Origin of the sequence: Cupriavidus gilardii (assembly GCF_008801915.1) — a bacterium.
GTDB classification, from domain to species: Bacteria; Pseudomonadota; Gammaproteobacteria; order Burkholderiales; family Burkholderiaceae; genus Cupriavidus; species Cupriavidus gilardii.
In genome coordinates, this window is record NZ_VZOV01000047.1 from 1 (window position 1) to 13,407 (window position 13,407).

Sequence of the window (13,407 nt, forward strand, 5' to 3'; positions counted from 1 at the left end):
CGGTTGTTGCCGACGCCATCGTAGAAGCTCTTGCCCGTCGCCGGGTCGGCCACGCTGGCCCATTCCCGGGCAGCGGCCTGCATGGCGGCGACGATGTTATCGCTGGCGCCGGTCAGGTAGTCCTTGATGGCCGACCGCTTGGAGCCAACCAGGTACTCGCTGAAAATCCGGTCCTGCAGACCGCGATCGAACTTCTCCGAGCCCGTCAGCCCCAGCTTCTTGACTGCATCCGCCAGGGTAGTCTTGATGATCTGGTACCGGCCGGCGGCGTTGAACTGCCCTTCCTGCTGGGCGCGCATGACCTCAGCAACGGTCATGCCCTCCAGATTCTCGGTGCCAGCCTTGTAGCCGCCCTTGGCGCCGCGGTTGACGCTGTTGTAGTCACCCTCGCCACTGGCAATTAGCCTGCCGAACGGCGTGTCGGCGAGGCTGCCTTGCCCCTGTGCCGAGGCCCGGCGTCTGGCTAACTCGGCTTCCTCGCCATCGTTCAGGCGGCCGCTATGGAACAGCAGCGCGGCAGCGCCGCCGGCTTTCGCCAGCCACGGCAGGAAGCGCGACAGGATGCCTGCAGCACCGCCGGCTGCAGCACCGCCCGCACCGGCACCAGCGGCACCAGCCGCGGCCGCAGCAGCATTCGCGGCGCCCAGCGCGCGGACGGCCGCCACCATCTTCCAGATGCCGGAGATGATCTGGAATCCGCCCAGCACCTTGAAGGCGCCGATCAGCAGCAGGATCTTGGTCGACCAGCCGTCCGTCAATCCGTCCAGCTCGATGAATCGATCGACGATCCACCCGATGGGCGGACCCATTGCCGCGGCGGCAGACAGCACCGCCTCAGCGATCTTGGCCACTCGATCAGCGATGGCCGGCGAGTTCTCGTCGAACCACCGTTTGAACCGCTCCAGTTGCGGGCCGACCTTGTGTAGCAGCGCGCGCTGAACGCGCACGCCGAAGTTCTCGAACGTCGTCCCGAGATCGCGCAGCGCGATCATGAAGGCGTGCGAGTCCTCCGCGGCCTTGTCCAGACCGGCGGTCTTAGACATCTGGCGATACTGCTGCATGAACTTGCCGAAGTCGCCATTGCGCATGGCGAGCAGCAGGTTCTCGTCGATTCCGAGGATCTGGCCGTACTGGTTGGCAAGCCACGTCGGCTTCTGCGCCAGTTCCTTGCCGACATCGGCCAGGATGTCGACCGTGTCGCGCAGCTGGCCATTCGCATCCCGCGTCTGGACCCCGATGGTGGCGAGGTAGCCCTCGCCGGCGGGGTTGTTGCGCAGGAACCTAGCCAGGTTCTCGACTGTGCCGAACGCAGCTTCCGACGACACGCCCAGATTGCGGGCGGCGTACTCGAACGCCTTCAGGCTGGTAGCCGCGGCGCCCGTACGCTGCGAGACGAAGTACAGGCGCTCGAGCTTCGAGGCGAAGGCCGAGACGCCGGCACCGACAGACAGCGCCGCGCCCTGGATCGTGCTGACCAGGCGAATGACGCCCTTGGTGGCCTGCTCTACCCCGGCGTTGAAGTTCTTGAGCCCCTTTTCGTCGACCTTGAATCCTAACGCGACCAAGAACTCGCGGATGACGGCGCTATCTGCCATTGTTCTCTTCCAGCCTGTGGCGGGCGGCCGCCATGTTGTCGCTGCGAACGGCGATCGCGTCGTTCATGAGGGCGATGTCCTCAAGACCGAGCGTGCCGTCCAGCAGGGATTCGTACTTGCACCAGCCCTCGGCCACCGGCGTCAAGAGCCAGTCCTCGCCGCCCGGGAGCGTTCTCAGCCAGCTTGTGTCGCCTCCGGCCCGCTCTGCTGGCTGGTAAGCAGGCCTTGAATAAAAGGCCAGAGGTTGGCCGCGATGACCTGCACCGCCAAGGGAAGAATGGTCGCCAGGTCCATGTCGTCGAACATGAGGCCGCCGTTCCAGACCCGCGCCCAGCCGGTCGGCTGCTTGCGCTGCACGACCGACAGGCATGCTCCGATGACGTACTCGGCGTCCTCGTCCTTGAGCTGCGCCAGACCGTCTACGAGGGGCTGCAGCGCTTCCGCGATCTCGGCGAGCGCATCGTCCGAAATCTTGCCCCCCTCGGAGACGCGCGCCTTTCCTTTCAGCTTGAGGAACACCGGGATCAGCGTCGGGATGAGTGGCGCGATGCGGCGCGACACGTGGAACTGCTGCATCGCGCTCATGCGGCCGAGCGAGTATTCCTGGCCGTTCAGTTCGATCTGCGTCGCCATGGTCAGTACGTCCCGAGCATTTCTTCGATGCGGCCGGCGTCGAACACCCATTCGACGATCCCGCCTTCCGTGGCGTAGTTCAGGTCCGGGACCTTCTTGAACGCGCACTGGATGCCGGTGGCGATGTCTCCGGCCACCGACTGCGTGACGGTGATGACGTTCTTGCCCCACAGGCGGCTGTCGATCTTCTGGGCGTTGTACAGCGCCATGAGCGTGCGATTGATCGGGGCCGTCTTCAGATAGCGCAGCGTGATCTGGCCGGAGTTGTCGGCCCGAAGGCTGTGCATGACACTGCCGTCCGACCCGACGGTCATGGTGTTCTTGTCGTTCGCCGTGGCGATCGTGATGCCTTCCTCGGCCGTGGCCTCGCCATAGCCGAGCTGGAAGGCGCCACCGGGGCCCACCAGCGACGCCTGTACGTCGATGAACGAATACGTTCCGGACATGATTTCCCCTATCAGCGGTTCACGTTAACCAGGATGTCCACGGTGTGGATCGCTCCGGCTTCCTTCGCGGCAACCTGGAACGACACCGACTTGCGCGCTTCCCGGTCAGCCTGGGACTGCAGCGCGATGGGCGGCGCGTAGACGTAGTAGCCCTTGGCCAGCGTGTCGCCCTGGCGCAGCGCACCGAAGCCACCCGAGTTCCAGACGCCCGGGGCCAGATAGCCGTTGTTCACCGCGGCATCGCAGGCGGCCTCGATCGTCGCAGCGATCAGGGCGTTTCCAGCATCCGTCTGCGGGATCTTGGTCGGCGACTGGTACAGCAGGTTGAACACGTCGGTCTGGATACGGTTCTGGAACCAGATCGAGTTGTAGACCGAGTCGATGAAGATCCCGCTCGGCGTCACGCCGTACTGGATGATCGCCGTGTCGTTGCTGTACTCCACGAACACGTTGCCGTTCTTCGCCTGGATGGCGTCGGCTTGGCTGCTGGTCAGGCTCTCCGGCACGATGCCGGGCTCCTGCTTGTACATCAGCGTGATCGTGGTGTTGTTCGCGTTGAAGTCGGTCGTCAGCAAGCGGCCGAACATCGACGCGGCGGCGTACGGGCTGGAGCTCGAGTACTGCGCGAAGGAGTATTTCAGCCCCAGCGCCTTGAACGTCGACAGCAGGTCGGTGGTGTTCGTCGGGTCCAGCGCCAGCGGCTCCTGCGTCGTGGCGCCGTACAGATGACGCTGATCTGCCTCGATCAGGCTGGCCACCGCCACGTGCTGGGCGTTCGTCAGGCTCGTGTCGGCGAACATCAGGCCCAGGAACTTGTTCGAGAACCGGTCCAGGAACAGCGCGACAGCCGTATCCGGCGTCTCGGGCGCGATGCCGTCAACCGGCACCGAAGCGACGCCGCTCGTCAGGCCCAGCATGGCCGAGACGTCGGTGCCGGTGCCCGTCGGCGTGGCATAGCTGACCTTCGAGGTCGTGCCCGTGGTCGGGGACGTGACCACGAATTGCGTACCGTTCCAGACACAGGTCGCGCCGGCCAGCGCCGTGGTGATGATCGTTGCGACGCCGTTCAGGTTGGTCACGCCGGAGAAGTCCAGCGCGGACAGCGTCTTGACCGTCGCGTCGATCGTGATCTTGAACGAGCCGTTGGCGATCGCCTTCCAGGCGGTGATGTCCTTCTGGGCGGCCGACAGCGCGCCGCCCCGAATCGAGCCCGACGTGGCGGCCTTCGCCCAGCGGCCGATGTAGAGCTGCGACGGCTGCGGGGTCTGCTGGAAGTACAGCAGCGCCGCCAGGTATTCGGGCGCCGAGGTGCCGAAGTCCGAGGCTACAGCGTCGATCGCGCCGTACGAGCGCATCCGCTCGCCGGTGTCGATCACGGCCGAAGCGCCAAGGATCAGCGCCGAGTTCAGGTTCGCACCCTGCGCCGCCAGCGGCGACATGTTGATGGTGACGTCGATCAGCCGCGACACCGGCAATCCGTTGGGCATGGTCGTCCTCTACTGGTGGATATCAATGGTTCCGTCCAGTGGTGGCACCGAGTCAGTCTCGGTCTTCACCTGGGCGGACAGGAGGTTGAGGACCGGGTAGGTCCGGGTAATCTTGCGGCGCAGCGCCACGGTGACGTCGTATCGCCGCACCCATTGCTGGTTGACCAGATCGGGCGCGGCGCGGATGGTCCCTGCCGACACGAACTTCATGTCGTTCAGGCCAAGTTGCTCGCTGTTCTGCGGGATGGACAGACCATCGACCAGCATCTGGGCGTAGCCCTTCGCTGCCGGGCCGTAGAACGTGCACAGCAACTCGATGTCCTGATGCCGCTGGTAGACGTCGCTGCCGTCGCCTGTCGGGTCATGCTGGATCGCCGGACCTGCATCGTTGGTCTGCACCGTGACGCCGATCGCGCACCAGTTCACCGACGGCTCGGGCTGCTTCGGCACCGTCGGCTGCCATCGCGGCCGCACCATGTCGCCCGGCAACCCGGTCACGCCAGCGACCAGGTCGTGCAGCAGGTCGTCCAGTGCATCGTCTTCGAGCGGCGGCGACGCGACGGCCGGCGAGAGATACCCGCCGGTCGAGCTGTCGTTTGCCATGCGTTACCCCGAGAGAGGCTTGATGTCACAGGTTGCGCAGACGAATCCGCGCCCGAAGTGGCTGTAGTCGTTGACCTTCGCCACGGTGTAGGCCCGGCCGCGCCAGACGATTTCGTCGGCATCGGCGCCGTCTCTGCCGTCGCGCAGCCGCAGCGTCGTGTGTACGAGGATCGAGCCGACGATTCGGCTTCCCTCGGCGAGGCGCTGCAGGATGTCGCCCTGATCGCTGGTGACCACGGCGGAGAACGGGATGGCCGTGACCGCATTGACTGCGCGGCCGCGCTCGTCCACCGTCTGCGTCATCCGGTTGCACACGAGCCCGGTGTCCATGAAGTCCGGGTCGAGGATCACGTCGACGACGTCGAGAAGCGCCATGGCTATTTCTTCCGTCTGATCACATAGGTGATCGAGTTGCGCAGCTGGCCGGTGTCAATCAGCGGCACCGTGCCCGTGCGACCTCGGCTCCGTCGCGCGGCCAGAGTCGATTCCTTCAGTTCAGGCTTGATACCGCTGTTGATCTTGGCTCGCACGCTGTTCTGGGCTACCAGCCCAGCCGAACCCATCCGACGCTCGGCGCCGCTCAGGTCGCCGTCAAGCGCCGCCTCCACGCTCTTCTGCAGGTGGGGCGTTACTTTCGCCGTAGCGTCTTCCACGCCGGGCACGAGGAACGGCCGTGGCGGGATGTTGTTGGCTGGAGAGCCGGTTTCTTGGATGTAGCCGATGGCCGCGTTGCTGAGAGGCGCATCGTCGTCGCGCTCGGGTGCGCTGTCGGGAATCCCGACCAGAACTTGCTTCTGGACGAGCCCGTTGATCGACTGCAGGACTTCCTTCAGCCGATCGACCTTGATGGTGCCCATGGGAATGCTCCCGATGGGCGAACGCGCTACAGCTGGAAGCCGCCGGCGCCCATCATCCTGGCGAGGGTGAGATACCGCACGCCGTAGGTGGTCAAGTTCCAGAACCCGCCACCGTCAATGGTCGCCGCGCCGGTGTCATAGCCGGCGCTGACCTTGTCGACGGACTTTGAAGAGAGCGGGCCGGTCATCTGGCCCGGGATGCCTCCGACCGCGGCAGCCTGCTCATCGCGGGCCGCCAGGACGAGGTGGTGAGCGGTGCAAAGCTCGATGCCCTGATTCGTCAGGTCGCCCCAGCGGCACGGATCGACCAGCGACACGGACACCGTCAGCCAAAATTGGACGACGGCATCCGGGTACTTGGTCGTATCCGAGAACTCGGGAAAGTCCTGTCTGAACTGGGCAACGTCAACCACGGCTCACCTTACTTGGAGGTCTTGGCGGCCGGCTTGGCCTCGGCTTCCGCCTTGGCTTTCGCTTCCGCTTCCTGCTTCGCGTCGAGCGCTTGCTCGCGCGCTGCTACGGCCTTCTCGCGCTCGACCAGTTCGGCTTCGCGCGCGGCCAACGTCGCCTCGGCTGCCTGCACTGCCTTGGCTTTCGCCTCCAGCTCGGCCAGCAACTCGTCGGCCGCAGCCTCGGTGTCGCCGCCGGCGCTCTCGCCGTCGAGGTGCGCCTTGACAAACCAGTGGTCGGCCACCGCCTGATCGACGGTGTGGTTGCCGACGCCGAAGTGCATCGGCTCGCCCTTCTCGGTCAGGAGCTTGAAGGGCTTGGCGACATGGATTTTAACCTTTGCCATGTCGTCCCCTCAGATGCCGTCGCGGTAGCCGACCGTCTCGGGATACACGACTTCCACGACGCCCAGACGACCGAAGTAGGTCGTGAGCTGGCGGATGTCGCGGTACTCGAGCGGAGTGCGCTGCAGCGGCACCATCGGGAAGCGGACCTTGTCCTGCTCCTTGGTGTACGCCACCATGCGGTCCGCGTTGGCGGCTCCACGCTGATACAGCCACTTCAGAGGCTGGATGTTCAGCGGCTGGCCGTTGATCGAGTTCGAGATGGTGTTCTGCTTCAGGTACTCGAGCACGCTGATGTTGCCCGCGTCGCTCACCTTCTTACTCACCAGGATACCGAACTTCGCCGGCGGCAGGCGCAGTTCGCGCGGGCAGATGGCATAGGCCGATTCCGCCCAGACGCTGGTCAGCAGCTCGTTCACGTCCTCCAGGATCTCGTCCGGAGTCGCCGTGGCCCAGTTGCCGACCTTGGCATTGGCCAGGTTGCCGACAGCGGCGTTGTTCACCAGGCCGGTGACACCCAGCACCGGATCGCCGATGTAGACCTGCTCGTCGACGTCCATGTTGTGCTTCAGGACCATGCCCTGATACTTCTGCTGGTCCACCGGACGGCCGAGTTTCTGGGCCGATTCCAGCTCAGGAATGGTCCAGCCGATCTGCATGCCCCACAGGGTCAGCGGGTTGGCGGTCTTGCCGATGTCCAGCGCGATGCCGGCGATGGCCGAGGCATCCTTGCCGATCCACGACTTGCCGTTCGGCGACGCGCCACCGGCGGCAGCGAACGTCGAATTGGTGAACGACGAGGTTTCGTCGGCGATCGAGACATCCTCGCGCAGGTCGATGTCGCGCGACCAGGTGACCGACGCCAGCGGCATGTGCAGCGTCTGGTCCAGCCGCTCGAGCTCGCCGATCAGGAACGCGCCGGTGCTGTCGATGGTGCGGCTGTCGAACGTCAGCATGCTGTCGCGCGTGCGCGCGCGGATGATCGACGGGGCCGACATGGCGATGCCGGCAGCGGTGGCCAGCAGCAGTTTGTTGTGCTTGCTCATTCTGGGTAGCCCCTTAGATGTTGAAGGCGATTTCGACGTTGCCGTTGGCATCGCCACCGTTCATGAAGATGGCGCCGGTCACCGCGATGGTGTTGGTGCCATCCGCCGCAGCCTCGATGCCCCCGATCGGCTTGCCAGCAGCGGCGGCAGCCACGCGGACGTACACCTGGCCGCCCAGCGCCGGGGTGCCAGCGTTGTTCTTGACGGTCATGTAGCCGCGGCGCAGGACATCGCAGACGCCCTTCGTCGGAGGGGTGGCAGTGCCAACCGGCTCCGAACCGGCGCCGCCGGTGGTCGGGTACGGACGCACCAGCAGGCCGTAGACGACAGCCGCGGCGTCACCGCTGGCGATCGGCACGAACTTGCCGGCGGCCAGCTTGCCGAACACGCCGTAGCCCGGGAACGGCAGGGCCGGATCGAAGATCTGCGGCTCGACGGTTGCCTGCGATTGGCGCGAGATGTCGCCCGGAATGCCCGAAGGCATGCGATACAGGATTGCGTTGCCCATGTGGGACTCCTTAGTTGGCGGACCGGTCGGCCCAGAATTTGCGGTTGGCGGCGTTGATGTCGGCCACGGTCTTGACCTTGCTGAAGTCGCGCGTCGGCGCGGCGCCGCGGCTCGCACCGGCGTTGTTCTGCGCCTTCACCATCTCGCTGGCACCCATGAAGGCGGCATGCACCAGAGCGGGTGGCAGCTTGCTGAAGTCGGCCGTCTTGCCGCCCAGGAAGGGGCTGATCGCCTTCTTGCCGGCCTCCGTCTGGTACGCCAGATCGAGCGCCTTGCGCTGGCACTTGCACAGGGCGGCAGCGCGGTCCTTGGTGGTCATCTTGGCGTCCAGAGTCGGCAGCTTGACGCCGGGCGCGAGGATTTCGGCGCGCGACGGGATGCTGGCGGCAGCGTCGCCGGTGTACAGGTCGACGTCTTCTTCGCTCAGCTTGGCGGCCGTCTCGGCTTCGGTCAGGTCACCTTCGTCGCCGGTCTTGGACTTGCCTTCATCGTCGTCCTCGCCCTCGTCGTCGGTTTTTTCCTTCTCCGAGTCCTTGGCCTTGCGCTTGCCCAGCGCCGCGATGGCCGCATCCTGCGCATCCATGCGCTTCAGGATGGTCCGCAGCAGCGCCGCGTCGCCCGTCTTCCCTTCCTTTTCGTTGGCCTCGCGGGCTTCGCGCTCTTCCTCGGATTCCTCGTCGAGGGCCGTCTGGCCTTCTTCGATGGCTTCCTCGATGGCCGCCTCGTCCTTGGCCTTCATCGCCGTCATGAGGCGGTCGAGCCAGGTTCGCTTGCCCTTCGTCTTGCTGTCTTTGGTCTTCATGTCTTGGGGTTCCTTATCGCCGATCGCGCAGCGCGGACCGCACCGGCCGCGCTCGACGAGGGCTACGTGGTTGACAACGATGTTCCGCTGTACCCCGCGGCCGGGTGATACCTGTTCGTAGTCCGCCTCGTAGCCGAGACTGACCTCCTCGATGCCGTCGTTCTGGATCGCGTCGATGGCCGCCTGATCGGTAATCAGCAGGTCGGCGATCAGCAGGTCATCCTCGATGCCGGCGCCGCGGCGCAGATTCAGCATCGAGCCCTTCCCCAGCGCGGCGAAGTTGGCCGGCGTGACGAAGTCCTCAGGGTGGTCCAGCGTCACGGGCTTGCCGATGCAGCTCGCCAGCGTCTCGGGACGGAACACCTCGTCCGGCGTCCGGCTGATCCGGATCAGGCCATCGGGACCGGGCTCCACGGGAACCTCTCCCGGGCCGTACAGCATCTCGCCGGTGCGGGCGACAGGGACGTCCTCGCACAGCAAGAAGCCTTCAGGCGTCAGCGCGCGTTTCGGGCCAAGCCGGTGCACGGTGTAGTGGCGCATTGCCATCGATCAATCCTCGGGAATCACTGGCTCCGGATAGCACCGGCAGTTAGGGAACTGCCCGGCGTGCCCCGTCATTCCGTCCAGCGTCGGCGGGTCGTCCCAGCGCACGAACTGGCCGTTCATCTTTCGGTGCGAGTCGCGGACATCCGAGTCGCCGGAGGTCCGCCAGAAGTAGCCCGGCGAGCCAACGTGCAGCGCCCTCGCCTCGGTCAGTGCCGAAGCGGTCCGGGCAACCTCAGTCCGGGCGATCAGGTCCGCGCGGCTCTTGGCCACCTCGCCCGATGCCTGGATCGCCTTGGAGATCTCCGACGCCCGCGTGCTGTTCTCCAGCCCCTCGATCGTCAGCCTGTGGACTCGCTCTGCGGCCTCGATCGGGATGGACTTGATAAGTCCGACCTGCTCGGCCATGAGCGTCCGCATCGTCGCGCCAGTCGGGGCCGAGCGGATCTCCTGCTGCAGCTCCCGGGACAGTTCCTTGGCGTGGGACATCCACGCCTGTTCGTCGCGCCGGTTGACGTCCGCGAGCATCTGAGCGGCGGTCGCCTCAGCCCAAGGTGTCAGGGCCTCGGCATACCGCCGCAGTAGCTGCTCAATCGTCGGCGTGGCGCTTGGATCGCCAGGCGGAAAGCCATTGACGAGCGCGCCCACCTGCTGGGCGACTTGCCGTAGCTGCGTCCTGTACAGCCTTTCCGGCCCGCTGAGCCTGACCGGATTCTTCCGACGCTTCCTGTCGGTTGTTCGGGTCATCAGCATTGGGCAGTTCCAGTTCAGGCGCGGGCGGCGGCTCGTTCTCCGCTTCCTCGATCGCTTCGTCCGAGATGCTGGTGAACACGCCAGTGCTGTGGCTTGCCTGCCGCAGCTCCTTCATGGCGGTGGGCCGGTCGATCAGGTCGGCGTCGTAGGCGGCTACCACCGCTTCCGTCGTCGTCTTGGCGTTGTTCGCCTTCTCGGTGTCCGACAGTTGCCACAGGGAGGTGAAGCTGTAGGCAAAGCCTTCCGGCGGCTCGGTACCGATCTCAGACCGGATCAGCACGTCAAACAGCCGCGTCAGCGGCGCACGCAGTCGGCGCTCCTGCTGCTGCTTGATGTTGTCGTAGTAGGTCCGCAGGTCCGACTCACCGCTGGAGTTCAGGCCCGCCGGCGATTGGCCGAAGAGCCGCACCAGCGGGATGCCCAGCGCACCGGACAGCTGCTGCCCAAACTGCATCAGGACGTTGTCCAGCCCCGAGAAGCTGTACTGATGGGCTTCAAACGTGTCGTCCGCGTCGATGAGGGTAAGGCCCTCGTTCGACTGGAACCGGCGGATCATGTCGACGTTCTTGAGCAGCGCTTCCATCGCCGGGCCACCGGCCGCGATGATGGTTCGCAAGTCCTTGATCGAGATCGTGCGCAGATGGGCCTTGTAGACCAACTGCGAGGCGCCCACGGTGGTGCTGTCGAACGCCACCAGGCGGTCAATCAACCGCTCGATGACCGACTGGCCCCACAGGTTCTCGGCAATCTTCTGCCAGTACGGCAGCTCGACCCCGTCGATGCGCAGAACCCGGCTGTAGTGAATCCGCTGCCGCGAAAGGGCCATGCTGTCCGCCACCACGTCGTAGTAGCGCGGCATGCCCATGTCCGGGCCCATCTCCTTGACCAGATCGGTCAGGGTCGGCTGCACCAGCCACCGGTCCATGACGAACAGGCCCTTGAACTGCCCCGGCCCGATGCTCTCGGGGTTCAGCGGCGTCGACGGGTTCTGGCCGTCGATCAGCATCACCGCCAGCGCGCCTCCGTACAGGCGAGCCCATTTGATCGTGTCGTTGATCCGGTCCCACAGCGCCATGCGCTCGAAACCGGCGGTCAGCTTGTTGCGGTCGCCCGGGTCCAGGTCACCGTCGAGGTCCACGCCGGCCCGGGTCATGTCATCGGCGACGACGTCCACCGCCTGGCCAACGATCCACGAGGAGCGATACATCGCCTCCATCTGCACGCGATTGCGGCTGATGAAGTCGAACCCGTAGGTGTACTGCGACGCCTGATTGGCCGTGCCGAGGCCAACGCGGGCCTCGAAGTTCTGGAAGCTGTCGCCGCTGGCCCAGCGCTTCGCATTGGCGGAAGCCGCAACATTGGCCTTGTGCGCCATCGTTGCGGCCTTTCGTTTTGTGCGATTCATTGTGCGAGCCTTGCCCAGGTATCGATGACCCGGCCGGAGGCCAGCAGGTCGTTAATGGCGTCGACGAGCGGGTCGATCTGGTCGTCGTGCGCGTGCGTGTCATCCGGGGTGAATGCGTCGCACTCCTGGACGAAATCGCTCACCCATGGCGCCGATTCCGGGATGTAGACGTACCCGGAGTCGATGTAGCTCACCACGTCCATGACGCGCGTCAGCTTGTCCTTGTCGCGCTCGATCCCCTCGATCGGAATGCCGCCGCTCTCCCGGATGTCCTGAATCAGGCCGGTGCCGCTGGCCTTGTCCTCGACCCGCATCTTCACCAGCGCGGCGCCGTGCGGCATGCCCAGCGGCAGATGCTTGTTCCAGAAGTCGATCGCTCGGCGGCGCAGCTCCGGTGCCTCCCACTTGCCGCGGATCAGGTCCAGCAGGTAAATCCGGCCGTTCTTGCCCAAGCCCCAGCACTGGAAGACGCTGTAGTCGTTCCGCTCGGCGGTCTTCTGCGCCGTGTCGGCATAGATGACGCGCTTGACCAGCTCCGGCACCACCGCGTAGCGGCCGAAGTTGGCGCTCTTGATGATCCCGCCGCCCAGCGGGCTCGGGCGCTGCATGTACTGGCCGCTGAAGACGTACCGGTCGGCCCGCTCCATCTCGAGCATGTCGGCTAGCGGCTCCTTGTAGGGCCAGTAGCTGAACCGACCGTCGGGGTCCTTGTCGCTCGGCTCGACCATCGCGCGGATGCGCTCGGGCAGTTGGGCGACATAGTCGTCGGTGATCAGGGCCGGGATCTCAATGAACTCCCAATGCCCCGGCACCTTGCCAGCCTTGATGAAGCCCGTCGGGTCTTCCTCGGCCAGCCGCTGCATGATGACGATGATCGGCGTGTCCGGGTTGGCCTTCCGGCTCTTGACCGTGGACAGCAGCTTGCGATTCGCCTTGTCGCGGTTCGTCTTGCTGTAGGCGTCCTCGACCTTCAGCGGGTCGTCGATGATGATCGCGCCCTGCCAACCCTCGGCCATGTGCCCGGCCCGGAAGCCGGTGATCTGGCCGCCCAGCGATACCGCATAGACGCCGCCAGCCTTGCGGCCGTCGACCATGACGTTCCACCGCTTCTTCGACTTGGCGTCGTCAGCGATGGCCAGCGGCCACAGGGCCTGAAATTCGTCCGACCCGACAATCTCTCGGGCCGTCTCGCTGTTGAGCAGCGCCAGGTCGTCGGAGTACGAGATGTGCAGGAACCGCGAACGCGGGTTCAGCGCCAGGCCGCGGGCAATCAGGTTGATCGCCACCAACTCAGTCTTGGACGAGCCCGGCGGCACGTTGATGACGACGTTTTTCAGCTCGCCGTCAATCACGCGCTGCACGGCATCCGCGATCAGCGCATGGTGCCAGTTGACCCGGAACTTGATCCCCTGGCGGTGCTTGAAGAAGTAGCGGCTGAAGAACAGATGATCCCGCTCGCACTTCGCTCTGATGACCGCCAGCTCGAGGTCAGTATTCGTCCTCGATTCGGTCGACGATGTCTCGGACTTCGCGTTCATCGACCACCGTCGTCTTCTGTTCGATCGGACCGCCGTCCTTGCCGACGTGCTCCTGGGTTACCCGGTCGCCGAAGTCCACGCGATTCATGCGGGCCATGACCCACTTGCGAGTGTCGATCTGCAGCCGGGCGCGCTCAACCAGGTCGATTTCCGTCGTCTCGGTGAACGTGCCGTTGGCTGTTTCCTTCACGACGGTCTTGATGCCTGTTCGGCAGGTATCCGCGATGTCGACGATTTCCTCGCCGTAGAAGTAGGTCCGGGCCCGGCATGCGTCCAAATACTGCTTGCGCAGACCTTCGTCGGCGGCGATCCACCGATTGATGAGCCGGCGATCCGGCATATCGGGATCGGAGCAGATCTTCCGAACGCTCTCCCCGCCCGCGATCCGCTCGCAGAC

At 65.3% G+C, this 13,407-nt stretch carries 17 protein-coding genes; all 17 read right to left on the minus strand.

Annotation, left to right across the window (positions count from 1 at the left end; translation table 11 throughout):
• The coding region (locus F7Q96_RS25855) for a mannosyl-glycoprotein endo-beta-N-acetylglucosamidase (RefSeq protein ID WP_249041727.1) at nt 1-1,595 on the minus strand (1,595 nt) is incomplete at its 3' end.
• Nucleotides 1,585-1,731 carry a DUF6889 family protein gene (locus F7Q96_RS25860; RefSeq protein ID WP_395830463.1) on the minus strand — a complete coding sequence of 49 codons (147 nt, stop codon included), beginning with the start codon at nt 1,729-1,731 and terminating at the stop codon, nt 1,585-1,587. The genes F7Q96_RS25860 and F7Q96_RS25855, both read right to left, overlap by 11 nt.
• A 38-nt stretch (nt 1,732-1,769) precedes the next feature.
• Nucleotides 1,770-2,228 (minus strand): phage tail assembly chaperone, encoded by a 459-nt coding sequence (locus F7Q96_RS25865; RefSeq protein ID WP_151023553.1) that lies wholly within the window; start codon nt 2,226-2,228, stop codon nt 1,770-1,772.
• 2 nt (nt 2,229-2,230) lie between these two features.
• Nucleotides 2,231-2,674 (minus strand): phage protein, encoded by a 444-nt coding sequence (locus F7Q96_RS25870; protein ID WP_053824290.1) that lies wholly within the window; start codon nt 2,672-2,674, stop codon nt 2,231-2,233.
• Between the two features lie 11 nt (nt 2,675-2,685).
• On the minus strand, nt 2,686-4,161 hold the full coding sequence (locus F7Q96_RS25875; RefSeq protein WP_151023555.1) for a DUF3383 domain-containing protein: 1,476 nt from the start codon (nt 4,159-4,161) through the stop codon (nt 2,686-2,688).
• 9 nt (nt 4,162-4,170) lie between these two features.
• Entirely contained in the window at nt 4,171-4,764 is a 594-nt protein-coding gene (locus F7Q96_RS25880; RefSeq protein ID WP_151023557.1) for a phage neck terminator protein, read from the minus strand.
• Nucleotides 4,765-4,767: 3 nt separating this feature from the next.
• Nucleotides 4,768-5,139: a hypothetical protein gene (locus F7Q96_RS25885; RefSeq protein WP_151023559.1), complete on the minus strand. Its 372-nt coding sequence runs from the start codon at nt 5,137-5,139 to the stop codon at nt 4,768-4,770.
• Between the two features lie 2 nt (nt 5,140-5,141).
• Nucleotides 5,142-5,621: a phage virion morphogenesis protein gene (locus F7Q96_RS25890; RefSeq protein ID WP_151023561.1), complete on the minus strand. Its 480-nt coding sequence runs from the start codon at nt 5,619-5,621 to the stop codon at nt 5,142-5,144.
• A 26-nt stretch (nt 5,622-5,647) separates the two neighbouring features.
• Entirely contained in the window at nt 5,648-6,034 is a 387-nt protein-coding gene (locus F7Q96_RS25895) for a DUF4054 domain-containing protein (protein WP_053824295.1), read from the minus strand.
• A gap of 8 nt (nt 6,035-6,042) precedes the next feature.
• Entirely contained in the window at nt 6,043-6,417 is a 375-nt protein-coding gene (locus tag F7Q96_RS25900; protein WP_053824296.1) for an STY1053 family phage-associated protein, read from the minus strand.
• A 9-nt stretch (nt 6,418-6,426) separates the two neighbouring features.
• Nucleotides 6,427-7,461: a DUF2184 domain-containing protein gene (locus tag F7Q96_RS25905; RefSeq protein ID WP_053824297.1), complete on the minus strand. Its 1,035-nt coding sequence runs from the start codon at nt 7,459-7,461 to the stop codon at nt 6,427-6,429.
• A gap of 13 nt (nt 7,462-7,474) precedes the next feature.
• Complete coding sequence (locus tag F7Q96_RS25910; RefSeq protein ID WP_151023563.1) at nt 7,475-7,969, minus strand: structural cement protein Gp24; 495 nt, start codon at nt 7,967-7,969, stop codon at nt 7,475-7,477.
• A gap of 10 nt (nt 7,970-7,979) precedes the next feature.
• Nucleotides 7,980-9,317, minus strand: a complete 1,338-nt coding sequence (locus tag F7Q96_RS25915) for a DUF2213 domain-containing protein (RefSeq protein ID WP_249041728.1) — start codon at nt 9,315-9,317, stop codon at nt 7,980-7,982.
• A 3-nt stretch (nt 9,318-9,320) separates the two neighbouring features.
• Nucleotides 9,321-9,998, minus strand: coding sequence for a phage head morphogenesis protein (locus tag F7Q96_RS25920; protein ID WP_249041729.1), 678 nt, complete (start codon nt 9,996-9,998; stop codon nt 9,321-9,323).
• Nucleotides 9,904-11,442 carry a DUF1073 domain-containing protein gene (locus F7Q96_RS25925; RefSeq protein WP_226994979.1) on the minus strand — a complete coding sequence of 513 codons (1,539 nt, stop codon included), beginning with the start codon at nt 11,440-11,442 and terminating at the stop codon, nt 9,904-9,906. The genes F7Q96_RS25920 and F7Q96_RS25925 overlap by 95 nt, the downstream gene beginning before the upstream one ends.
• A gap of 26 nt (nt 11,443-11,468) precedes the next feature.
• Nucleotides 11,469-13,010: a phage terminase large subunit gene (gene terL, locus F7Q96_RS25930; RefSeq protein WP_151023567.1), complete on the minus strand. Its 1,542-nt coding sequence runs from the start codon at nt 13,008-13,010 to the stop codon at nt 11,469-11,471.
• Nucleotides 12,961-13,407 (minus strand): terminase small subunit-like protein (locus tag F7Q96_RS26950; protein ID WP_170266015.1); only part of this gene is annotated, 447 nt, incomplete at its 5' end. The genes terL and F7Q96_RS26950, both read right to left, overlap by 50 nt.